Origin of the sequence: Roseovarius halotolerans, from assembly GCF_900172255.1 — a bacterium.
Classification (GTDB): Bacteria; Pseudomonadota; Alphaproteobacteria; order Rhodobacterales; family Rhodobacteraceae; genus Roseovarius; species Roseovarius halotolerans.
This window is the reverse complement of the sequence record NZ_FWFU01000001.1, coordinates 1,246,030-1,268,289: the sequence shown is the minus strand read 5'-3', so window position 1 is coordinate 1,268,289 and position 22,260 is coordinate 1,246,030. Positions and strand designations below refer to the sequence as shown.

The following is a 22,260-nucleotide window of genomic DNA, read 5'->3' as shown; positions in this document are numbered from 1 at the left end:
CAAGGTCCGACCGCCGACCTGACGAATAAGACCGGCGGCCGGGGTCCGGTCAAAAACCGGCAGGTCGGAGAGCCTTGAAATGACAAGGAATCCGAACCCAGGTTCCCAGGCCAAAATGCCACCACTCACGGAACGTCATAATTCTGCGCCTTAATGTCGCATAACGGAAGTATGTAATTCCTTACCCTAACGTAAACCATTGACACGGCGGCATACTTTAAGGGTCGAGCACGAACATCTGGTTCTGGAATGCGGCTTTCAGCACTGCCTGTGCGGTGGTTTCGACTCCGAGCGCCTCGCGGGCAAGTCGCAGGTGCTTTTCGACGGTGGCGGGATTGAGCGACATCAGGAGCGCGATATCCTGAATCGTCTTGCCATCGCCGACCCATCCCAGGACCTCTCTCTGGCGGCGCGTCAGGGCGCGTTTCTCGGTGCTGTAGGGCAGGGTCTGGATGCGCAGGTGGACGATATTGTTGAGCGCAAGGATCTCCTGCCCGTGTTCGGTCCAGATCGAATCCAGTGCCGCCTGATCGAGGTCATTTCGCCCGGTCAGCGCGATCGCGCCCTTGCTGCGTGTGGAGAGGCTCTTGAAGCTGATCGAGTAGCCCGCCGTCACGCCCTGGCTGCGGTTGAACTCGACCACGCGGCGTTCGCCGTCATTGAGCACTCCTTCATTCAGCATCCGGCGCAGCACCGACCATGAACAGGCGCCCTCGTGTTCCAGCGCCCAGCGCACCATCGGCGCATGGGTATAGAGGCTTTCGCCGATATAGACGTCGGTATAGTCGCGGCTGTGATTGGTCAGCAGGATGAAATCATCCGGGTCGCCGAGCGATGTAGGGGTGCGATAGCGCGTGTAGCCATAGAGAATGCGGTCGAACCCATAGCCGGCCATGTGCTGCGTGTGCAGATCCCAGAGCTGTTCGATGCTCGAGACGTTGATGAGCTCGTTGATCCGGTCGCAGCAGACCATTCAGCTCTCCAACTGCGCTGTCATCGCTTCGAGCGCCAGTTCGTAGCCCTTGGCGCCGAAGCCGCAGATCACCCCGATGGCGGCCCGCGCGATGAAGGACTCGTGGCGAAACGGTTCGCGCGCGTGGATGTTGGAGAGATGCAGCTCGATCGCGGGCAGTTCGACCGAGAGGAGCGCATCCATCAGCGCGATGGAGGTATGCGTATAGGCCCCGGCATTGAGGATGATCCCGTCATGGGTGCCGCGGGCGGCATGGATCGCGTCGATCAGCGCGCCTTCGCTGTTGTCCTGACGAAAATCCATCGCAATCCCGAGCGCCTTTGCCTTGTCGCGGCAGAGCGCCTCGATATCGGCGAGGGTGGTGGCACCATAGACATCGGGCTGGCGTTGCCCCAGCAGGTTGAGGTTCGGCCCGTTGAGGATCAGGATCGAGGTCATGCGATGTCTTCCCTTGTTCCCTTGGGTTGTAGACCGTCATGCAAGCTCATGTCGAGGGTCCGCGCACGCGCGCTCTGACCGGAGCGGCACGTGTCGCACGCGCGGCACATGACATAGACGTCACAAACAGCTATCGGGATGTGCCATATTGCCGGATTTCTGAACGAAATCAAGAGCAAATGGCGGAGAGACAGGGATTCGAACCCTGGGATCCCGTGAAGGATCAACGGTTTTCGAGACCGCCCCGTTCGACCACTCCGGCACCTCTCCGCGGGGTCTGGAGGGTGCGTTTAATTCGCTTTGCCTGGCATGACAAGGGGGATTTGACGTTGTTTGATCATTGTTTTTGCCTAGCTTAGACTTGCAGGCAGCAAAGGAAAGGACAGCCCATGATCGCCGCGCGCCCCAACGCCCTTGTCCGGCAGGTTGTTTCGCCGGTTCTGATGCTGGCCCTGGCCCTTGTCCTTGTGATGGCGGCAAACGCCGCGCGGGCCGCCGAGAGGGACCGGCTGGTCGCCTTTCTCAACGTCACGGGGTTTGATGTGGCGCTGGACAGTATCGCGCTGTCGGCGGCGAAAGCGCCGGGCATGCTGGGCCTGTCGGCCAGCGATTTCGGCGAGCAGTGGAGCCGGATCGCCGAGGATGTCTTTGGAACCGGCAAGATGCGCACGATGGCGCTGGATATTCTGGAAGAGACCCTGTCGGACGAAGACCTGGCCCATGCCGCGGCGTTCTATGCCACGCCGCTGGGGCAGCGGCTGGTCGAGGTCGAGAATGCCTCGCACATGGTGGGCGAGGAGATCGACAAGCGCGCCATCGGTGAGGAGCTGATTGCCCGGATGGTCGAGACGGGGTCGCCACGCGCCGGACTGCTGAGCGATCTCAACGCGGCCGTGGATAGCGGTGACGTGGCTGTGCGCGCGGTACAGGAGTTGCAGCTGCGCTTCATGATGGCCGCCTCGAATGCCGGGGTGCTGGAGCGGCGGATCGACGAGGGACGGCTGCGCGCGCTGATGCGCGAGAACCGGGATTCGCTGCGGCTGGATCTGAAACGCTCGGGGCTGGCGGCGGCGGCCTACACCTATCGCGACATATCGGATGAGGATCTGCGCGACTACCTGGAGGCGCTCCGGGATCCGCAGATGCAGCGGGTCTATGAGTTGATGAATGCCGTTCAATGGGAGGTGACCGCCGACCGTTACGAGGCGCTTGCCAAGCGGATGGCCGAAGTCGGCACGGGGCAGGAGCTGTGAGCGGCGCCGTGATCGGCCGGATGCTGGCGGGACTTGTCCTGGCGCTTGGCATGATGTCCCAGGCCTGGGCGCAGCAGGGCGCTGAGCGGGGCGCGCAGATCGACGCCCTGATCGCGGCGCTCAGGATCGGTGATACTGTCGCGTTGATGCGTGAGGAGGGGCTGGTCTTTGGCCGCGAGATTGGCAGCGACATGCTGGCTGACGGCGAATCCGATGGCTGGCCGGCGGTGGTGTCGCGGATTTACGATACCGAGAAGATGCAGGCGCTGGTGGCGCAAGGCCTTGGCGAGGCGCTTGACGAGGCGGACCCCGCGCCGATGATCGCGTTCTTCGCTTCGCCGCGCGGACAGGAGATCATCGCGCTGGAACTGGCGGCGCGACGGGCGTTTCTGGACCCGGTGGTCGAGGAGGGTGCGCGCGAGCGGCTGGAAATGCGGCGCGACGAGGATGATCCGCTGCTCGGGCATGTGGACCGGCTGATCGAGGACAGCGATCTGATCGAGCGCAATGTTAGCGGCGCGCTCAATGCCAACCTCATGTTCTACAAGGGCCTGGTGGACGGAGGCGCGCTGGAGATGTCGCAGGACGAGATCCTGGACGATGTCTGGAGCCAGGAGGAAGCGGTGCGCGAAGATGCGCAGGGCTGGCTGCAATCCTTCCTGATGATGGCCTATGACCCGCTGTCCGGGAGCGACCTTGAGGCCTATGCCGCGTTCTATCGCAGTGCCGAGGGGCGGGCGCTCAATCGTGCGACCTTCACGGCTTTTGACCGCATGTACGAGGAGATATCCTATCTTCTCGGGCGTGCCGTGGCGGAGCGTATGCAAAGCGAACGGCTTTGAGGGGAAAAACCCCGGCGGCCCCCTTGACTTTGCGGCCCAGTTTTTGAATAAGCGCGCATCCCGGCGGGGGTTTCCCGTGCGGGTCATGTAATGATCGCCCATCAAGGGCGCGCTGTTCGAGGTGGTCTTGGCCAAGCGGGCCGGACCGGGAACATCGGGAAACCGGGACCGAAGAACGCGGCAAGCGAAAAGGAAATGAAGATGTTTGCGGTTATGAAAACCGGTGGCAAGCAGTACAAGGTGCAGTCCGGCGACGTGCTGCGCGTTGAGAAACTGGCAGCCGATGCCGGTGAGAAAGTTCAATTCAACGAGATCCTGATGCTGGGCGGCGACAAGCCGGTGATCGGCACGCCTTTCGTCGATGGCGCGGCCGTGCAGGCCGAAGTGGTCGACCAGGTCAAGGGCGACAAGGTCATCAATTTCGTCAAGCGCCGTCGTAAGCATGGCTCCAAGCGCACGGTCGGGCATCGTCAGAAGCTGACCCTGCTGCGGGTGACCGAGATCCTCGAGAAGGGCGCCGACAAGTCGGGCGTCAAGGCCGCACTGGGCGCGGGGTCGATCGCGGCTGTCGCCGCAGGTGCCGCCGAAGCCAAGGCACCCGCCAAGAAGGCAGCGCCGAAAAAGGACGCCCCGAAGAAGGCCGAGGCCGAAGCCAAGGCTGCGCCGGCCAAGAAAGCCGCGCCCAAAGCGGCTGCGAAGGCCGACGCGGGCGGCGACGATCTCAAGCAGCTGTCGGGCGTTGGCCCCGCGCTTGAGAAGAAGCTGCAAGAGGCCGGCGTCACCACTTTCGCGCAGATCGCGGCGTGGACCGAGGCCGATATTGCTGATATGGATGAAAAGCTGTCCTTCAAGGGCCGGATCGAGCGCGAGGGCTGGGTCGACCAGGCCAAAGAGCTGACCAAAGGCTGAAGGGCGAAAGGAGTAACACGATATGGCACACAAGAAAGCAGGCGGTTCCTCCCGTAACGGTCGCGACTCAGCGGGTCGCCGTCTTGGCGTGAAGAAATATGGCGGCCAGGCCGTCATTCCGGGCAACATCATCGTGCGTCAGCGCGGCAACAAGTTCTGGCCGGGCGAAGGCGTCGGCCAGGGCAAGGATCACACGATCTTTGCCACTGCCGAAGGCGCCGTGAAGTTCCACAAAGGCCTCAAGGGCCGCACTTTCATTTCGGTGGCTCCAGTCGCGGAGGCTGCCGAGTAAGCCGATCTGAGAGAGTTCAGACAATTTGGGGATCGGCGCCAGCGCCGGTCCCCTTTTCATTTCGGGTCAATCCGTCGGGATGCGAAGGGACGAGGGCAACATGCCCACGGTGAGAGGTGCATTCCCCCGAAAGCGCAATCTGAGGAGAGAACGCGCATGTTACACGACCTGATCGTCAATCAGCCGGTGATCGAGACCGAACGTTTCGACCTGCGCCCGCTGCGTCCGTCGGATGCCGGGCTGATCGAATTCTTTACCGCCGATCAACGGGTGGCCTCTGCCACGACGTCGATTCCCCATCCGCTGCCGCCTGGCACGACCGAGGCCTTCATCGCGCGCGCTCTTTCAAAGGAACGCACCGAGGATGTCTGGGCGCTGGACGGCACGCGCAGCGACGGGCCGGAGGTCATGGGCGTGATCGGCCTTGAACGGGTTGATCTGGGGCAGTGCGAGATCGGCTATTGGGTCGCGCCGGCCTATTGGAACAGCGGTGTCGCCTCGGCGGCGGTGGCCGCGCTGATCGCGGCCAACCCGCTGGAGTGCCGCACGATCTTTGCCACGGTCTTTCAGGATAACCCGGTCTCGGCGAGGGTTTTGACCAAATGCGGTTTCGCCTATCTTGGGGATGCCGAAAGCTTCTCGGTTGCGCGTGGTGCCAAGGTGCCCACATGGACCTACAGTCTGAAAATGGATTGAGCCCGGAGTGGCCTTTGCATAAGGAAACGACATGAAATTTCTCGATCTTGCAAAGGTTCACATTCGCTCGGGTGCGGGCGGGGGCGGCTGCATCAGCTTTCGCCGCGAGAAGTATATCGAATATGGCGGTCCTGATGGCGGCGATGGCGGCAGCGGCGGTTCGGTCTGGGTCGAGGCGGTCGAGGGGCTGAATACGCTGATCGATTTCCGCTATCAGCAGCATTTCTTCGCCAAGAACGGCCAGCCCGGCATGGGCAAACAGCGCACCGGCAAGGATGGCGACGATATCGAGCTGCGCGTGCCGGTGGGGACCGAGATCCTCGACGAGGACCAGGAAACGGTGATCGCCGACCTGACGCTGGTGGGCGAGCGTGTGCTGTTGGCCAAGGGCGGTAATGGCGGCTGGGGCAACCTGCATTTCAAAAGCTCGACGAACCAGGCGCCCCGGCGCGCCAATTCCGGTCAGCCGGGGGTCGAGCGCACGCTGTGGCTGCGCCTGAAGCTGATTGCCGATGTGGGTCTGTTGGGGCTGCCCAATGCGGGCAAGTCCACCTTTCTTGCCGCCACGTCGAACGCGCGCCCGAAGATCGCGGATTACCCATTCACGACGCTGCATCCCAACCTTGGTGTTGTGGGCGTCGATGACGTGGAATTCGTGGTGGCCGACATTCCCGGCCTGATCGGCGGCGCGCATGAGGGGCGCGGATTGGGTGATCTGTTTCTCGGGCATGTGGAGCGTTGCGCGGTGCTGCTGCATCTGGTCGATGGCACATCGGACAGCATCGCCGAGGATTACCGGACGATCATCCAGGAACTCGAGGCCTATGGCGGTCATCTGGCCGACAAGCCCCGGATCACGGTTCTCAACAAGATCGATGCGCTGGACGACGAAGAACGCGCGGCGGCGCATGCAGAGCTGGAAACCGCCTGTGGTGGCCGCGTCCTCGAGATGTCGGGGGTGGCACGAGAGGGCGTCATCGAGGTGCTGCGCGCGCTGCGTGCCCAGATCGACGACGATCGCCTGCGCCAGCGCATAGCAGAGGACGAACCCGAACCGTGGCAGCCGTGAAAGACGCCAGGCGCCTGGTCGTGAAGATCGGCTCGGCGCTGCTTGTGGATCGACAGACCGGCAAGCTGCGCACCGAGTGGCTGCGCGCGCTGGCCGAGGACGTGGCGCGGCTGAGGGCGCGGGGAACGGATGTGATCCTGGTGTCGTCGGGCTCCATCGCGCTTGGCCGTGCGGAGCTCGGCCTGCCCGCGAGCGAATTGACCCTTGAGCAGAGCCAGGCCGCGGCGGCGGTGGGGCAGATCGAACTGGCGCGCGCCTATGCCGAGGCGCTCGCGGCGCATGGGCTGCGCGCGGCGCAGGTTCTGGTCACGCTGGAGGACAGCGCCGACAGGCGGCGCTATCTCAATTCACGCGCCACGCTGGAGCAGTTGTTGAAACTTGGCGTCGTTCCCATTGTCAACGAAAACGACACCGTCGCCACGGATGAAATCCGCTATGGCGACAATGACCGCATGGCCGCGCAGGTGGCGGTGACGGCGGGGGCAGATCAGCTGATCCTGTTGTCGGATGTCGACGGGTTCTATTCCGCCAATCCGGCGCAGGATCCCGATGCACGGCGCTTCGAGGTGATCGAGGCGATCACGCCCGAGATCGAGGCGATGGCGGGCGACGCGGGTTCGGGCCTGAGCAAGGGCGGCATGAAGACCAAGCTGATGGCGGCCAAGACGGCGATCGCGGCGGGATGCGACATGGCGATCACCGAAGGTTCGGTGCTGCATCCGATACAGGCGCTGGAGAATGGCGCGAATGCAACCTGGTTCCGGGCGCAGGGCGATCCGCAGCAAAAGCGCAAGGCCTGGATCGCCGCGATGAAGCCGCGCGGCCGCGTCGTGGTGGATCAGGGCGCCGCTGGGGCGCTGGCGCGCGGGAGCAGCCTGCTGGCGGCGGGGGTGCTGCGCGTCGAGGGGCGGTTCGGGCGAGGTGATCCGCTGGAAATCGCCGATGAGGCAGGACATGTGATGGGACAGGGGCTGACGCGCTACGACGCGGGCGATGCCGGGAAAATCTGCGGGCTGCGTTCGGATCGGATCGAGGACGTTCTGGGTTATCCGGGGCGCGGACCGTTGATCCATCGTGACGATATGGCGTTCTGAGGTGCGGCGGTGATAAGAACCGTCCCATGAATTCAGGGAAGTGAACGATGAAAGACGTGGATGACATTCCCGCATTGATGGCCGGGATCGGCCAGCGTGCAAGGGCCGCGGCCAGTGAACTGGCGAGCGCCGGCGCGGATGCCAAGCGCAAGGCGCTGGAGCTGGCAGCCGATGCGGTCTGGAACGGGCGCGCCGCGATCATGGCGGCCAACGAACAGGATATGGCTTTTGGGCGCGACAAGGGCCTGTCGGATGCCATGATGGACCGCCTGCTGCTGACCGAGGACCGGATCGGCGGCATTGTCACGGGCCTGCGTGCAGTGGCCGCGCAGGACGATCCGGTGGGCGAGGTTCTGGCCGAGTGGGACATGGAGTCGGGTTTGCATATCCGCCGGGTGCGCACCCCCATCGGCGTGATCGGCGTGATCTATGAAAGCCGCCCGAATGTCACCGCCGATGCCGGTGCGCTTTGCCTCAAGGCGGGAAATGCGGTGATCCTGCGGGGCGGGTCCGAGAGCTTCCATTCCTCGAGCGCGATCCATGCCTGCCTTGTCGAGGGGCTGCGCGCCGCCGGTCTGCCCGAGGATGCGATTCAGCTTGTGCCGACGCGCGACCGCGCTGCTGTGCAGGCAATGCTGACCATGGTGGACGATATCGACGTGATCGTGCCGCGTGGCGGCAAGGGCCTTGTGGCGCTGGTGCAGAACGAGGCGCGGGTGCCGGTCTTTGCGCATCTCGAGGGTATCGTGCATATCTTCATCGACCGCGAGGCGGATCCTGAAAAGGCCCTGAAAGTGGTGCTGAATGCCAAGACCCGGCGCACAGGTATCTGCGGCGCGCTTGAGTGCCTGCTGATTCATCGCGATATCGTCGATACGATCGGCCAGGGCGTGGTGCGCGCGTTGATGGATGCCGGGGTCGAAGTGCGCGCGGATGAGACATTGCAGGCGATCGAGGGGACGAAGGCCGCCACTGATGCGGATTGGGGTTGCGAATACCTGGACAGTATTGTCGCCGCGCGCGTGGTGGATGATCTCGATGGGGCCATCGCGCATATCCGCCGCTATGCTTCGCAGCATACCGATTGCATCATCACCGAGGATGATTCCGCCGCCGCCGCGTTTTTTCAGCGGCTCGATTCCGCGATCCTGATGCGCAACGCCTCGACCCAGTTCGCCGATGGCGGCGAGTTCGGCATGGGCGCCGAGATCGGCATCGCGACGGGCAAGCTGCATGCGCGCGGGCCGGTCGGGGCCGCGCAGCTGACCAGTTTCAAGTATCTTGTCGAAGGCGATGGCGCGACCCGTCGCTAGCTCTGGCGCCCGATGGTGATTTCAACGCTGTCGGGGCCGGTTTCAAACGAACAGCGGCGGTTCATAGACGCCATTTGCAGCGGCAGAAGCAGGAACTGCACCGCCGCCGGGGGCACCTCGGCGGTCTGTGCTTCGCCGCGCAGCAAGCCCCAGAAACCGGGATCGAGCCGCAACCGTTCGCCCTGAGCGCGGATATGCCATGCATCATCGCCGATGCGGACGCAAAGCGCGCCGCCATAGGGCAGGGCGTGTTCGCAGCAGAGCGTTGCCAGCAGCACCACCTGCGCGATGCGCCGCGCCATGCTGTCCGCCGGGGCCCAGTCAAGGGTGATGCGGCTGCCGTCATAGATCTCCGAAAGGATGCGGCGAATTTCCTCGGCGCTGACCATCTGCGCATCCGAGGCGATACCGAAGGCGAGGCGAAACAGGCGGATACGGGCATTGGCATGGGCGGCACTGTCGCTGACCAGCGCCATCTCGGGCCGCTCATCCGCGCCGGAAAGCCGCAGCAGTTCGAGGCCATTGGCGACGGCGCCGATCGGGCTGATGAGGTCATGGCAGATCCGCGAGCCTATCAGTGCGGCCAGTGTTTCGCTATGGTGGGGCATGTCGATCACTCCGAAGGGCGCACGCATATGTCGGACCTCAATTCACTTCTCGAACCCGGCATGCTGGTGCGGCATCCGGAGCAGCCCGATTGGGGGATCGGGCAGGTGCAATCCAACATCGGCGGGCGCATCACGGTGAATTTCCGGGAGACCGGAAAGATGGTGATCGACGCGAACCGCGTGGCGTTGCTTCCTGTCATAGAGGACCGATAGAGTTACCAAATGATTAACGCGGCTGCGGGTGCAGGGTGATCGTGCGCGGGCGTTGCCATTGTGCAGAGCCTTCACTACAACCACGCCACATGCCGCAAAGCAGCTCGAGGCACGATGGATTCAGCACATGTTCCTCAGTTTCGCGTGAAGCTGGCCAGCAGCGAAGACGAGCTGCGCGCTGCGCAGCGTCTGCGCTACCGCGTCTTTGTCGAGGAACTGGGCGGCGACGGGCCGCTGGTGGATCACGATGCGCGCCTTGAGCGCGACCGGTTCGACGAATGGTTCGATCACCTCCTCCTGATGGACGATGCAAGGGGCGGCGATGTCATCGGCGTCTACCGGGTGCTGCGCGATGACCGGGCGCGATGTGCAGGGCAGTTCTATTCCGAGGATGAATACGATCTCGACATCCTCAAGCGTTCGGGGCGGCGGCTGATGGAGCTGGGCCGCTCCTGCCTCGATGCCGACTACCGGGGCGGTGCGGCGATGTATCATCTCTGGACGGGACTGGCGGGCTATGTCGCCGAGCACGGGATAGAGATCCTGTTCGGCGTGGCCAGCTTTCACGGCACCGACCCGCAGGAACTGGCGCAGCCGCTCTCGCTACTCCATCACCGGCACCTGGCGCCGCCGCCGCTGCGGGTGCGCGCACAGCCCGCGCATTTCCAGAGCATGGACCTTGTTCCCGAGGCCGATCTCGACCGGCGCGCGGCGATGTTGCAGGTTCCGGCATTGATAAAGGCCTATCTGCGCCTTGGCGGTTATGTCGGCGAGGGCGCCTTTGTCGATCACGATTTCAACACCACGGATATCTGCCTGGTGATGGATACCACCCGCATGAGTGAAAAGCAGAAAACCATTTATACAAAGGATGCTGCGGGGTGAACTTCACCTGGGACTCGGGCGATGTGCCACCCTTGGCCCCGATCGGAGTCGCGGGCTGGCTGCGGGTCGGAATCCGGGGCGGGGCAATGGCTGTTCTGCTGGTGGGCGGTCTGGTGCTGCTGCTTGCGCTGCGCGGGATCGAGCGGCCGATTCACGGGCTTCACCGCCCCTGGACTGCGCATGTTCCAGAACGCGTCAGCCGCGCGATGTTCCGTATATTGGGGATGCGCCATGAAATCGAAGGGCGCCCGATGCGCAAGCATGGTGCGGTGGTCGCCAACCATTCGTCATGGCTCGATATCTTCGCGCTGAATGCACGCAAGCGGATCTATTTCGTGTCGAAATCCGAAGTCGCGGGCTGGCCCGGGATCGGCACGTTGGCGCGTTGCGCGGGAACCGTCTTCATCAGTCGCGACCCGAGGGAGGCTCGTGCCCAGACCGAGCTTTTCGAGGCAAGGCTGCTGGCGGGACACAGGCTCTTGTTCTTTCCCGAGGGCACATCGACCGACGGGTTCCGGGTGTTGCCGTTCAGGACGACCCTGTTTCAGGCGTTCTATGCACCAGACCTTCTGCATGATGTGCATATTCAGCCGGTCAGTGTGATCTACAGCGCACCCGAGGGCGCGGACCCGCGATTCTACGGCTGGTGGGGCGACATGGATTTCGCGCCGCATCTTCTGGCGATGCTGGCTGCGCGCCGACATGGTGCCGTCAGGGTCGTTTATCATGATCCGGTCAGGGTCGATGGTTTTGACAACCGGAAGGCGCTGGCCGCCCATGTCGAGCGTATCGTGCGCGTAGGAATGCCGCCCGACCGTCAGGCTGCGGGCTGAGCAGTCAGCCCATCGCCGCGATCAGCGCGCCAAGCGCTTTGGCGGGATCGTCGCTGCCCCAGATCTCGTCGCCGATGGCGAAGAAATCGGTGACCGGCGCAAGGGCCTCCATCAGCGCCGCGTCCAGCGCACCCTCGGCGACCACCGGCAATTCGATCATCTGCGACCACCATTCAAACAGCTCATGCCCGGCGAGCGACCCGTCGCCAAGCGCGGTTGCGCCGACCGGACCGAAACCGATGTAATCGGCGCCCGCTTCACCCGCGTTCATGCCCTCGTGCCGTGAGGCGGCGCAATAGGCCCCGACGATGGCATCGCTGCCAAGCGCCTTGCGCGCCGTGCGCACGGAACGCGCGCCATCGGTCAGGTGCACGCCGTCCAGGCCCAGTCTTTCGGCCAGGATCAGGTGGCTGTCGATCACCAGCGCGATGTCGCGCGCATGGGTGATCTCGCGGCAGGCATCGGCCGCGCGCGACAGGCGGTCCTCGTCCTGCGTGGCGAGCGCAAGGCGGACACAGGCGATTTCATGCGCATCGAGCACCGCGGCAAGCCGGTCGCAGAACGCCGAGAGCTCGAATTCGCGGGGTGTGACAAGGTAGATCTGGGGCTGCTCGGCTTCGGCCATGGGATTTGTCCTGACTTTGGTTTGCGCCCCTATAGCGCGGAAGCCGGGCCAAGGCCAAGCATCCGATGCGCCCGACAAGGTCAGAATGGTCTTTCACCCGACCGCGATCCATGAAATAGGGAAGCGCCAAACGATCTGTCCATGGAGAAACGCGATGGAGATTCGTGAGGCGCTGACCTTCGACGATGTTCTGCTAGTCCCCGCAAAGTCCAGCGTGCTGCCAAGCACGGCGGATACCCGCACGCAGGTGACCCGATCGATTGCTCTCAATATTCCCTTGCTCAGCTCGGCCATGGATACCGTGACCGAAAGCAGCATGGCGATATGCATGGCGCAGGCGGGCGGCATGGGGGTGGTTCACCGCAACCTGACCGTCGAGGAGCAGGCGAGGGAAGTGCGCCGGGTGAAGCGCTTTGAGTCGGGTATCGTCTACAATCCGATCACATTGACCCCGGACCAGACGCTGGCCGACGCAAAGGCGCTGCAGGACCGTTACAACGTCACCGGCTTTCCGGTGGTCGATGAGGCCGGGCGCGTCGTCGGGATCGTGACCAATCGGGACATGCGTTTCGCCGACCGTGACGACACGCCGGTGCGGGTGATGATGACCTCGGAGCGGCTGGCGATCCTGCAGGAGCCCGCCGACCGCGAGGAGGCGAAATCCCTGATGAAAGCGCGCCGGATCGAGAAATTGCTGGTCACAGACGGGCAGGGCAAGCTGACCGGCCTCCTGACGCTCAAGGATACCGAACAGGCAGTGCTGAACCCGACGGCCTGCAAGGACGAGCTGGGACGCTTGCGTGTTGCCGCCGCCTCGACCGTGGGCGATGCTGGCTTCGAGCGTGCGCAGGCGCTGGTCGATGCGGGTGTGGACATGATCGTGATCGACACGGCGCATGGCCATTCAGAGGGTGTCGCCCATGCGGTCGAACGCGCCAAGGCGCTGTCGAACGAGGTGCAGGTGGTGGCCGGCAATGTCGCCACCGCTGAGGCCGTCAGGGCGCTGATCGGCGCCGGTGCGGATGCGATCAAGGTGGGCATCGGACCGGGCAGTATCTGCACCACGCGGATGGTGGCGGGCGTCGGCGTGCCGCAGCTGACCGCGATCATGGATTGCGCGCAGGCAGCGGGCGACGTGCCGGTGATCGCCGACGGGGGCATCAAGTTCTCGGGCGATTTCGCCAAGGCGATTGCGGCGGGCGCGTCCTGCGCGATGGTCGGCTCGATGCTGGCAGGCACCGATGAAAGCCCCGGCGAGACGATCCTTTACCAGGGCCGCAGCTTCAAGGCCTATCGCGGCATGGGGAGCCTTGGCGCGATGGCGCGCGGCTCCGCCGACCGCTATTTTCAGAAGGATGCCGCCAGCGATAAGCTGGTACCCGAAGGGATCGAAGGGCAGGTGCCCTACAAGGGTGCGGCCGGCAACGTCCTGCATCAGCTTGTCGGCGGTCTGCGCGCGGCGATGGGGTATACGGGCTGTGCGACAGTTGAAGAGATGCGCCGCGACTGCAAGTTCGTGCGGATCACCGGCGCTGGTCTCAAGGAAAGCCATGTGCATGATGTGCAGATCACACGCGAAAGCCCGAATTACCGGATCGGCTAGACCCGGCAGGGCCGCGCCATGACACCCGGCGCGCGGATCGCCGCCGCGATCGGGGTTCTCGATGCGGTGCTGGCGGGCGAGGCGGCTGAAAAGGCGCTGACCGGCTGGGCGCGCGGCGCGCGCTATGCGGGGTCGAAGGACCGCGCGGCGGTGCGTGATCACGTCTACCAGGCGCTTCGCTGTAAACGCTCCTATGCATGTCTTGGCGGCGCGATGACGGGCCGGGGCCTGATGCTTGGGGCAGTGCGGGATGCGAATGAACCGATCGGGGCACTATTTTCGGGTGAGGGCCACGCGCCCGCGCCCCTGACCGCGGATGAAGCCGCCGGCGGTCATCAACCCGAGAGCGATGGCGAGCGGTTGGACCTGCCCGACTGGATGCTGAGCCTTTTCGATGAGTCACTTGGCAAGCGCGCCGAGGAGGCCGCGCTTGCGCTGCGCGGGCGCGCGCCGCTCATGTTGCGGGTGAACGAGCGGCGCGCCACGCGCGACGAGGTCATTGCGATCCTCGCCGAGGATGGGCTGGCCGCCGAGCCGGTCGCCATAGCCCCTATGGCGCTGCGCCTTGATAAAGGCGCCCGCGGGGTTGCGAATTCGCGGGCGTTCATCGAGGGCATGGTTGAATTGCAGGACGGATCGAGCCAGGCCGCGATGGCGGCGCTTGATCTGTCGGGGGCAGGGCGGGTGCTTGACTACTGCGCAGGCGGGGGAGGCAAGGTTCTGGCGCTGGCGGCACGTGCCGATTCCGCCTTTTACGCCCATGACGCGGCACCGCGCCGGATGGCCGATCTGCCGGCCCGCGCCGCGCGTGCCGGGGTCGATGTTCAGCTGCTGGACGATGCCGAGGAAGCTGCGCTTTATGATCTAGTGCTTTGCGATGCACCCTGTTCGGGCAGTGGCACCTGGCGGCGCAGCCCGGATGAGAAATGGCGCCTGTCCGCCGAGCGCCTTGGCGAGTTGACTCGGATTCAGGGCGATATCCTTGATCGGGCGCAGGCGCTGGTCGCGCCGCAAGGGCAATTGGCCTATGCGACCTGTTCGCTGTTTCACGCCGAGAACGAGGCGCAAAGCGATCATTTCATGGCCCGCCATCCCGGCTGGCGCGAGACCCTGAGACGACGGTGGCCCATCGGTGACGAAGGCGACGGTTTCTACCTGTGGGTTGTCCAGCGGCGTTCATGATGCGGGTATACAACCTTGACGGGTGTTTTCGGTCTATCTTAACCTTCGCGAAAGGGTTTTCGGCCAGAACGGTCTGAACCGAATCGAAGACCGGGGGTCAACAGGTGACAGAAACCGCTCAATTCCCGAGGCCGCTGCACCGGGCCACAACGGGCATGCGGTCGCGGGTCGTTGCGATTCTCGCTGCGGCGGTCATCTTTGCTGCGACCGGCGTGATTTTCGGGGCGGGACTGGTGCAGGCGCTGGTCTGGCTGATCGCGGGAACGCTGGCCATGACAGCGGGATGGGTCGCGCTTCTTTCCTATCTGCGGGCGCGGGCGGATCGCGTGCTTCAGCGCAGGCTCGCGCAGCTTCTGGATCATGACCCGACGCCCAGTCTTGTGGCGCGCGAAGATGGCACGCTTGTCCATCTCAATCCCGCCGCCGAGCGCCAGCTTGATGCCGGGAGAGCCAGCACGCTGGCAGGGGTGATTCAGGGTGCGCTCGCCAATCCGGGGATGGTTCTGTTCCGGCTGGAAAGCCGTGCGCGCGCACGCGGGGCAGCGCGCGAGGCGGTCGTCACACGGCAGGGTCATGTGCAGATATCGGTGCATCGCGTCGGACCCGAGGCCTTTCTGTGGCGGGTAGAGAAGCCGCTTGGCGGCGTTCAGATCCATGCCGATCCTATGCCGCTGCCGCTTTTGACGGTGGGGCGAAAGGGTACGGTGCTGTTCATGAATCCGGCCGCGCGCAGCCTGGTGGGGGAGCGGGTGCGCAGCCTTGATGCGATTTTTTCGCGGTTACCGCCGCGCCCCGGTCAGGTGAACGATATCATCACCCGCACCGGACCGATGCCATGCCTCGTGGTCGAGCTTGAAGGAGCGACGGGGCGACGTGAGCTGTTCCTGCTGCCGGGGATCGCCGCGCCCGAGCGACAACCCGATGGCTGGGCGTTCTTCGATGAGCTGCCTGTTCCGCTGCTGAAACTGGCGCCGAGCGGCGAGATTGAATTGTCGAACCGCCCGGCGCGTGATCTGCTGGGTGTCACCGCCTGTCAGGACCGGCGTCTTGGCGACCTTCTGGAGGGGTTGGGCCGTTCGATCACCGACTGGCTGGGCGATGCCGCCGCCGGGCGCGGCGCCAGCCATTCGGAATTCATGCGGGTGCGACGGGACGATAAGGAGGTGTTCGCGCAAGTGACCCTGAACCGCGTGAGCGAGGGCGACAAGATCGTTCTGATCGCGGTTCTGAGCGATGCCACGAAGCTCAAGTCGCTGGAGGCGCAGTTCGTCCAGAGCCAGAAGATGCAGGCAATCGGCCAGCTTGCCGGCGGGGTGGCGCATGATTTCAACAATCTGCTGACGGCGATCACCGGCCATTGCGACCTTGCGCTGTTGCGACACGATCAGGGCGATGCGGATTACGCGGACCTCGTGCAGATCAGCCAGAACGCCAACCGTGCTGCGGCACTGGTCAATCAGCTGCTGGCCTACTCACGCAAACAGACCCTGCGCCCCGAGATCATGGACATGCGCGACATGCTGGCCGATCTGACCCATCTGCTGAACCGGCTGGTGGGTGAAAAGGTGATGCTCGCGCTCAGCCACGACCCGATGCTCGCGAAGATCCGCGCCGACAAGCGGCAGCTTGAGCAGGTCCTGATGAATCTGGTGGTCAATGCACGCGACGCCATGCCCGATGGCGGCGAGATTCGGATCGTGACGGAGAATCTCGATCTTATGCAGCCGATGCGGCGGGGACGGGCGGTGGTTGCAGCGGGGCGCTATGTTTCTGTCAGGGTCATCGACGAAGGCGTCGGCATTCCCGCCGACAAGCTGCAAAAGGTGTTCGAGCCCTTCGTGACGACCAAGCGTCCGGGCGAGGGCACGGGGCTAGGCCTGTCGACGGCCTATGGCATCATGAAGCAGACCGGCGGTTTCATTTTTGTCGACAGCGTGGTTGGTGCGGGCACGACGTTCCAGTTGCTTTTGCCTGCCCATGACGCGCCGGTTGAACCTGCGAAGGCGCCCGAGATCAGCACCAAGGGCAAGGCGCACGCCGATGGTGTCGTGCTGCTGGTCGAGGACGAGGCGCCTGTGCGCGCCTTCGCCAGTCGCGCGCTGCAACTGCGTGGTTACACCGTGCTTGAGGCGGAAACGGGCGAAGACGCGCTTGAGCTGCTGAAGGACCCCGAAATGAGGGTCGACGTCTTCGTGAGCGACGTGGTCATGCCCGGCATTGACGGGCCGAGCTGGGTGGCGCAGGCCCTCAAGGATCGCCCCGACGTGCATGTGGTCTTTGTCTCCGGCTACGCCGAGGAGACGTTCGGGGATGCGCAAAAGGCGATTCCGAATTCGGTCTTCCTTCCAAAGCCGTTTTCGCTGACCGAACTCACCGAGACCGTGCAGCGCCAGATGGCTGAAATCGTCGGTCCGGCCTAGGCGGGCTGCAGAGGACGATAAGCCCCTCCAGTGCCGATCCCCTCCCAAAGGGTGAACTCGTGGGCGCATTTGCGGCGCATCTTTTCTGTGGTCGCCTCGGAGAGGTCCAGCGCCATCGCGGGCGAGGCGTTTTCTTCTGCGGTCTCGAAGGTGATCTCGAGCCTCTCCTGAAGAAAGGCCTTGAGCCCGGCCTGATCCTCGTAGCGGAAAAGATGCGTGACTGCGGTGCCGTTCTTCTGCGGCTCGAGGAACTTTGCCTGCGAACCTACATTGGCGAAAGAGGGTCTTTCGCCTTTGGTATAGGCGTCGACGAAGGTGTCGAAATCGATGTCATGGGTGGCGTTTCGCTGTCCCTTCATGAAGGGGCGGCGGCGATACCGGTACCAGCTTCCCAGCCAGTCGACGGGCTCGCGCATCACCGCCACGACATCGAGCGGCGCGCCGATGAATTTCTCGAGCGCGGGGCGAAAGAAGCGGTTATAGCGGAACACCGGCGCGTGCTTGAGCTCGGGCGGATCGCTCACGACCATCGCCGCATGCGGTGCCAGCGCGGCCTGATAGGCGGTGGTGCCGGTCTTTGGCACCGAGAGGAACACCAGCCTGGCCTTTGAAAACACGAGCATTTCTGCACCTTTCCGACAGCAACCGAACATATCCGCCGCGCGTTAACGACATTTTCATATCTGCGCGAAAAACTGGACGCTGTGAACAATTATCTTGAAATGTTCTCCTTTTGTCTTCATATCTCTGGGAACAAGAGGTGAACACAGGCAGTGATTGCCGCCCGAAACAGGGTGTGAAATAAGGGACCGAAACAATGGCAACGGCAGATCTTTTGACCATGGACAGCAAGAAGAACGCGGACAAGCAGAAAGCGCTCGACAGCGCGCTTGCGCAGATCGAACGCCAGTTCGGCAAGGGCTCGATCATGAAGATGGGATCGGACAACCCGGTCGCTGACATCGAGGCCACGTCGACCGGCTCGCTGGGGCTGGATATCGCGCTTGGAATCGGGGGGCTGCCCAATGGCCGCATCGTCGAGATTTACGGCCCTGAAAGCTCGGGCAAGACCACGCTCACCCTGCACTGCATCGCAGAGCAGCAGAAGAAGGGCGGGGTCTGCGCCTTCGTCGATGCCGAACATGCGCTGGACCCGGTCTATGCCAAGAAACTTGGCGTCGACCTTGACGAGCTGCTGATTTCGCAGCCCGACACGGGCGAGCAATCGCTCGAGATCGTGGACACGCTGGTGCGCTCGGGCGCGGTCAGCATGGTGGTGGTCGACTCGGTCGCCGCATTGACCCCGAAATCCGAACTCGAAGGCGAGATGGGCGATTCCAGTGTGGGTGTGCAGGCGCGGCTGATGAGCCAGGCGATGCGCAAGCTGACCGGTTCGATCAGCCGCAGCAAATGCACGGTGATCTTCATCAACCAGATCCGCATGAAGATCGGCGTGATGTTCGGCAGCCCCGAAACCACCACCGGCGGCAATGCGCTCAAATTCTACAGCTCGGTGCGCCTCGACATCCGCCGGATCGGCGCGGTCAAGGACCGGGACGAGGTTGTCGGCAATGCCACCCGCGTCAAGGTCGTCAAGAACAAGGTCGCGCCGCCCTTCAAGCAGGTGGAGTTCGACATCATGTATGGCGAAGGCATCTCGAAGACCGGCGAACTGCTGGATCTCGGGGTCAAGGCCGGTGTGGTCGAGAAATCGGGCAGCTGGTTCAGCTATGGCGACGAGCGGATCGGCCAAGGCCGCGAGAACGTGAAACAGTTCCTCAAGGACAACACGCAGATCGCTCTTGAGATCGAGGACAAGATCCGTGCCGCACATGGGCTGGAATTCGACATGCCCGAAGGCAAGGGCGGCAGCAAAGGCGATGACGACGCGGATATCCTCGAAGCCTGATCGCGGCACGCAGAAGGCATTGGGTGCAATCTGGCCCGGACGTGGAGAGCGTTCGGGCCTTTTCTTGCTGTGGACACCGGTGCTGGCCGTCGATAAAGCTGCACAACGCAAGGTCAGATGCCCCGATAAAGAACGAGTCCCAGATGCCCACGCTGAATGAAATCCGCTCAACCTTTCTGAATTTCTTCGACAGGAACGGACATCAGATCGTCGACAGTTCGCCGCTCGTGCCGCGCAACGATCCGACGCTGATGTTCACCAATTCGGGGATGGTGCAGTTCAAGAACCTCTTTACCGGGGTCGAACATCGCGATTATCAGCGCGCGGCGACCAGCCAGAAATGCGTGCGTGCCGGAGGCAAGCACAACGATCTGGACAATGTCGGCTATACAGCGCGTCACCATACGTTCTTTGAAATGCTCGGCAATTTCAGCTTTGGCGATTATTTCAAGGATCAGGCGATACCCTACGCCTGGGACTTGCTGACCAAGGACTTCGGGATCGACAAATCCAAGCTTCTGGTGACGGTCTATCATACCGATGACGAGGCTGCCGATATCTGGAAGAAATACGCGGGCCTGCCCGAAGAGCGGATCATCCGGATCGCCACGGATGACAATTTCTGGTCGATGGGCGCGACCGGCCCCTGCGGCCCCTGCACCGAGATATTCTACGATCACGGCCCCGACATCTGGGGTGGCCCGCCGGGCAGCCCCGAGGAAGATGGCGACCGATTCATCGAGATCTGGAACCTCGTTTTCATGCAGAACGAGCGTTTCGAGGACGGCACGCAACGCGACCTCGACATGCAGTCCATCGACACCGGCATGGGGTTGGAGCGGATCGGAGCGCTGCTTCAGGGCAAGCATGACAATTACGACACCGACCTGCTGCGCGCCCTGATCGAGGCCAGCGCCAATATCACCGATTGCGAGCCGGACGGGCCGGGCAATGTGCATCACCGGGTGATCGCGGACCATCTGCGCTCGACCTCGTTCCTGATCGCCGATGGGGTGATGCCCTCGAACGAGGGGCGCGGTTACGTGCTGCGCCGGATAATGCGCCGCGCGATGCGTCATGCGCATCTGTTGGGTGCGCAGGATCCGGTGATGTATCGCCTTGTGCCGAGCCTCGTGACCCAGATGGGCCAGGCTTATCCCGAACTTGGCCGCGCGCAGGCCCTGATCGAAGAGACTCTGAACCTTGAGGAGACGCGCTTTCGCCAGACCCTGGACCGGGGTTTGCGGCTTCTTGATGACGAGCTTGGCAAGCTGTCGGATGGGGCGCCCTTGCCGGGCGAGGCGGCGTTCAAGCTATATGACACGTTCGGCTTTCCGCTGGATCTGACGCAGGATGCGCTGCGCGAGATGGGCCGCGCGGTGGATGTTGCGGGCTTTGATGCCGCCATGGCCGAGCAGAAGGCCAAGGCGCGCGCCGCCTGGAGCGGATCGGGCGAGGCCGCCGATGCAACGATCTGGTACGACATTGCCGATAAGATCGGAACGACTGATTTCCTTGGTTACGATACCGAGATCTCCGAAGGGCAGATCACCGCCCTGGTGCGAGATGGCAAGCCTGTCGACAAGGCGGAAGCCGGGGAAGAGGTTCAGATCGTGCTGAACCAGACGCCGTTTTATGCGGAATCGGGCGGTCAGGTCGGGGATAGCGGGACGCTCAAAACCGATGCGGGTCAAGCGCGCATTACCGACACGCGGAAAGTGGCGGGCGTGTTCATCCATGTCGCCGAAGTGACCAGCGGGGTGATCGCCAAGGGTGAGGCTGCGCAGCTTGAGGTGGACCACGCGCGCCGCAGCGCCATCCGCGCCAACCACTCGGCAACGCACCTGTTGCACGAGGCGCTGCGCGAGACGCTCGGGGATCATGTTGCACAGCGCGGAAGCCTCAATGCCCCGGACCGTCTCAGGTTCGACTTCAGCCATGCCAAGCCACTGAGCGACGACGAACTGGCGCAGGTCGAAGGCGACGTAAACGCCTTCATCCGTCAGAACGCGCCGGTCGAAACGCGGATCATGACCCCCGACGATGCGCGTGCATTGGGTGCGCAGGCGCTGTTTGGGGAAAAATACGGCGACGAGGTGCGCGTCGTGTCGATGGGCACGCAGGATGGTTCCGGCAAGGGCATGGACGGGCGGACCTATTCGATCGAGCTGTGCGGTGGCACTCATGTGCGCCAGACGGGCGATATCGGGGTTTGCGTCATCACCGGCGATCAGGCGTCGAGCGCGGGCGTGCGCCGCATCGAGGCGCTGACCGGGCAGGCGGCGCTCGAGTACCTGGGCGCGCAGGCCAAACGCGTGGATGCGCTGGCAGGTGAGCTGAAGACCCGGCCCGAGGATGTGGTGTCGCGTGTCAAATCGCTGATGGATGAGCGCCGGCAGCTCGCAAATGAAGTGGCGCAGCTGCGCCGCGAGTTGGCGATGGCAGGTGGAGCGGGGCAAGGCGGTGGCGCCGAGCCGCGCGAGATCGGCGGCGTCAAGTTCCTGGCGCAAGTGCTGAGCGGAGTGTCGGGCAAGGACCTTCCAGCGCTCATCGATGAACACAAGACACGGATCGGTTCCGGCGCGGTCTTGCTGATCGCCGAGGCCGATGGCAAAGCGGCGGTCGCGGCAGGCGTCACCGACGATCTGACGGGCCGTATTTCGGCCGTCGACCTTGTGCGTGCCGCAACGCCCGAACTGGGCGGCAAGGGCGGGGGCGGGCGCCCGGACATGGCGCAGGGCGGCGGGCCTGACGCAGGCAACGCCGAGTCCGCGATCAAGGCCGCCGAGGCGGTGCTGGACGCGCGGGAGGCGGCGAAGTGACAGCCTATCTGATCGCCCGGATCGATGTGACCGACCCCGATGACTATCGCGCCTATGCCAGCCAGACCGTCGCGCTGGCCGAAAAGGCGGGTGGCGCGTTCCTGGTCAAGGGTGGCGCGCAGAGCTTTGTCGAAGGCGACGGGCCGGATCGCCATGTGATTATCGCCTTTCCGAGCCGGGAGCAGGCGCTTGCCTGGTATGAGTCGCCCGAATACCAGGAGATTTTGCCGATCGCGCTGCGCAGCTCGCGACGCGACATCGTCATTGTGGAAGGAATTTGA

General features: G+C 63.8%; 22 protein-coding genes and 1 tRNA gene. 17 read left to right on the top strand and 6 right to left on the bottom strand.

Going from position 1 to position 22,260, the window contains the following annotated elements; all coding sequences use genetic code 11:
- Positions 1-217 precede the first annotated feature (217 nt).
- The 3 genes from ROH8110_RS06130 to ROH8110_RS06120 form a co-directional block, all read right to left on the bottom strand.
- On the bottom strand, positions 218-973 hold the full coding sequence (locus ROH8110_RS06130; protein ID WP_085816756.1) for a LuxR family transcriptional regulator: 756 nt from the start codon (positions 971-973) through the stop codon (positions 218-220).
- The gene (aroQ, locus tag ROH8110_RS06125; RefSeq protein WP_085816755.1) at positions 974-1,411 is read right to left on the bottom strand and encodes a type II 3-dehydroquinate dehydratase; all 438 of its coding nucleotides are present in this window, start codon (positions 1,409-1,411) and stop codon (positions 974-976) included.
- Positions 1,412-1,591: 180 nt separating this feature from the next.
- Positions 1,592-1,681 (bottom strand) — tRNA-Ser (locus ROH8110_RS06120).
- Between the two features lie 119 nt (positions 1,682-1,800).
- Between ROH8110_RS06120 and ROH8110_RS06115 the strand changes: the two genes are divergently transcribed.
- The 8 genes from ROH8110_RS06115 (at position 1,801) to ROH8110_RS06080 (ending at position 8,879) form a co-directional block, all read left to right on the top strand.
- On the top strand, positions 1,801-2,664 hold the full coding sequence (locus ROH8110_RS06115) for a DUF2059 domain-containing protein (RefSeq protein WP_085816753.1): 864 nt from the start codon (positions 1,801-1,803) through the stop codon (positions 2,662-2,664).
- The gene (locus ROH8110_RS06110) at positions 2,661-3,506 is read left to right on the top strand and encodes a DUF2059 domain-containing protein (RefSeq protein ID WP_245962739.1); all 846 of its coding nucleotides are present in this window, start codon (positions 2,661-2,663) and stop codon (positions 3,504-3,506) included. The genes ROH8110_RS06115 and ROH8110_RS06110 overlap by 4 nt, the downstream gene beginning before the upstream one ends.
- Before the next feature lie 201 nt (positions 3,507-3,707).
- Positions 3,708-4,415, top strand: a complete 708-nt coding sequence (locus tag ROH8110_RS06105; protein ID WP_085817037.1) for a 50S ribosomal protein L21 — start codon at positions 3,708-3,710, stop codon at positions 4,413-4,415.
- 22 nt (positions 4,416-4,437) lie between these two features.
- Positions 4,438-4,707 carry a 50S ribosomal protein L27 gene (gene rpmA / locus ROH8110_RS06100; RefSeq protein WP_085816752.1) on the top strand — a complete coding sequence of 90 codons (270 nt, stop codon included), beginning with the start codon at positions 4,438-4,440 and terminating at the stop codon, positions 4,705-4,707.
- Positions 4,708-4,863: 156 nt separating this feature from the next.
- Entirely contained in the window at positions 4,864-5,403 is a 540-nt protein-coding gene (locus tag ROH8110_RS06095) for a GNAT family N-acetyltransferase (RefSeq protein ID WP_085816750.1), read from the top strand.
- Between the two features lie 31 nt (positions 5,404-5,434).
- Positions 5,435-6,472, top strand: a complete 1,038-nt coding sequence (gene obgE / locus ROH8110_RS06090) for a GTPase ObgE (RefSeq protein ID WP_085816749.1) — start codon at positions 5,435-5,437, stop codon at positions 6,470-6,472.
- Entirely contained in the window at positions 6,460-7,566 is a 1,107-nt protein-coding gene (proB, locus tag ROH8110_RS06085) for a glutamate 5-kinase (RefSeq protein WP_085816748.1), read from the top strand. The genes obgE and proB overlap by 13 nt, the downstream gene beginning before the upstream one ends.
- Positions 7,567-7,613: 47 nt before the next feature.
- Entirely contained in the window at positions 7,614-8,879 is a 1,266-nt protein-coding gene (locus tag ROH8110_RS06080; protein WP_085816747.1) for a glutamate-5-semialdehyde dehydrogenase, read from the top strand.
- Here the strand turns inward: ROH8110_RS06080 and ROH8110_RS06075 are convergent.
- Positions 8,876-9,487, bottom strand: coding sequence for a histidine phosphotransferase family protein (locus ROH8110_RS06075; protein ID WP_170156431.1), 612 nt, complete (start codon positions 9,485-9,487; stop codon positions 8,876-8,878). The genes ROH8110_RS06080 and ROH8110_RS06075 overlap by 4 nt on opposite strands.
- Before the next feature lie 27 nt (positions 9,488-9,514).
- On the opposite strand from ROH8110_RS06075, the gene ROH8110_RS06070 reads away from it, so the two are divergent.
- The 3 genes from ROH8110_RS06070 to olsA all read left to right on the top strand — a co-directional run bounded on the left by ROH8110_RS06070 (position 9,515) and on the right by olsA (position 11,418).
- Positions 9,515-9,700, top strand: coding sequence for a DUF3553 domain-containing protein (locus tag ROH8110_RS06070; protein ID WP_085816744.1), 186 nt, complete (start codon positions 9,515-9,517; stop codon positions 9,698-9,700).
- A 114-nt stretch (positions 9,701-9,814) separates the two neighbouring features.
- Positions 9,815-10,585, top strand: a complete 771-nt coding sequence (gene olsB, locus ROH8110_RS06065; protein ID WP_085816743.1) for an L-ornithine N(alpha)-acyltransferase — start codon at positions 9,815-9,817, stop codon at positions 10,583-10,585.
- On the top strand, positions 10,582-11,418 hold the full coding sequence (gene olsA, locus ROH8110_RS06060) for a lyso-ornithine lipid O-acyltransferase (protein WP_370738110.1): 837 nt from the start codon (positions 10,582-10,584) through the stop codon (positions 11,416-11,418). The genes olsB and olsA overlap by 4 nt, the downstream gene beginning before the upstream one ends.
- 4 nt (positions 11,419-11,422) lie before the next feature.
- On the opposite strand, the gene ROH8110_RS06055 is transcribed toward olsA, so the two are convergent.
- Positions 11,423-12,043 carry a thiamine phosphate synthase gene (locus ROH8110_RS06055; protein WP_085816741.1) on the bottom strand — a complete coding sequence of 207 codons (621 nt, stop codon included), beginning with the start codon at positions 12,041-12,043 and terminating at the stop codon, positions 11,423-11,425.
- A 154-nt stretch (positions 12,044-12,197) separates the two neighbouring features.
- Here ROH8110_RS06055 and guaB point away from each other — a divergent pair, with 154 nt between their 5' ends.
- From guaB to ROH8110_RS06040, 3 genes are all read left to right on the top strand, one after another.
- A complete protein-coding gene (gene guaB, locus ROH8110_RS06050) occupies positions 12,198-13,646 on the top strand; it encodes an IMP dehydrogenase (RefSeq protein ID WP_085816739.1) in 1,449 nt (482 codons plus the stop codon).
- Positions 13,647-13,664: 18 nt separating this feature from the next.
- Complete coding sequence (locus ROH8110_RS06045) at positions 13,665-14,828, top strand: RsmB/NOP family class I SAM-dependent RNA methyltransferase (protein WP_085816738.1); 1,164 nt, start codon at positions 13,665-13,667, stop codon at positions 14,826-14,828.
- 155 nt (positions 14,829-14,983) lie between these two features.
- Complete coding sequence (locus ROH8110_RS06040; protein WP_085816737.1) at positions 14,984-17,248, top strand: ATP-binding protein; 2,265 nt, start codon at positions 14,984-14,986, stop codon at positions 17,246-17,248.
- On the opposite strand, the gene ROH8110_RS06035 is transcribed toward ROH8110_RS06040, so the two are convergent.
- Positions 17,245-17,871, bottom strand: a complete 627-nt coding sequence (locus ROH8110_RS06035; protein WP_085816735.1) for a gamma-glutamyl kinase — start codon at positions 17,869-17,871, stop codon at positions 17,245-17,247. The genes ROH8110_RS06040 and ROH8110_RS06035 overlap by 4 nt on opposite strands.
- A gap of 194 nt (positions 17,872-18,065) precedes the next feature.
- On the opposite strand from ROH8110_RS06035, the gene recA reads away from it, so the two are divergent.
- From recA to ROH8110_RS06020, 3 genes are all read left to right on the top strand, one after another.
- Complete coding sequence (gene recA / locus ROH8110_RS06030; RefSeq protein ID WP_085816734.1) at positions 18,066-19,157, top strand: recombinase RecA; 1,092 nt, start codon at positions 18,066-18,068, stop codon at positions 19,155-19,157.
- Positions 19,158-19,300: 143 nt separating this feature from the next.
- Complete coding sequence (gene alaS / locus ROH8110_RS06025) at positions 19,301-21,979, top strand: alanine--tRNA ligase (RefSeq protein WP_085816733.1); 2,679 nt, start codon at positions 19,301-19,303, stop codon at positions 21,977-21,979.
- Positions 21,976-22,260, top strand: coding sequence for a DUF1330 domain-containing protein (locus ROH8110_RS06020; protein ID WP_085816732.1), 285 nt, complete (start codon positions 21,976-21,978; stop codon positions 22,258-22,260). The genes alaS and ROH8110_RS06020 overlap by 4 nt, the downstream gene beginning before the upstream one ends.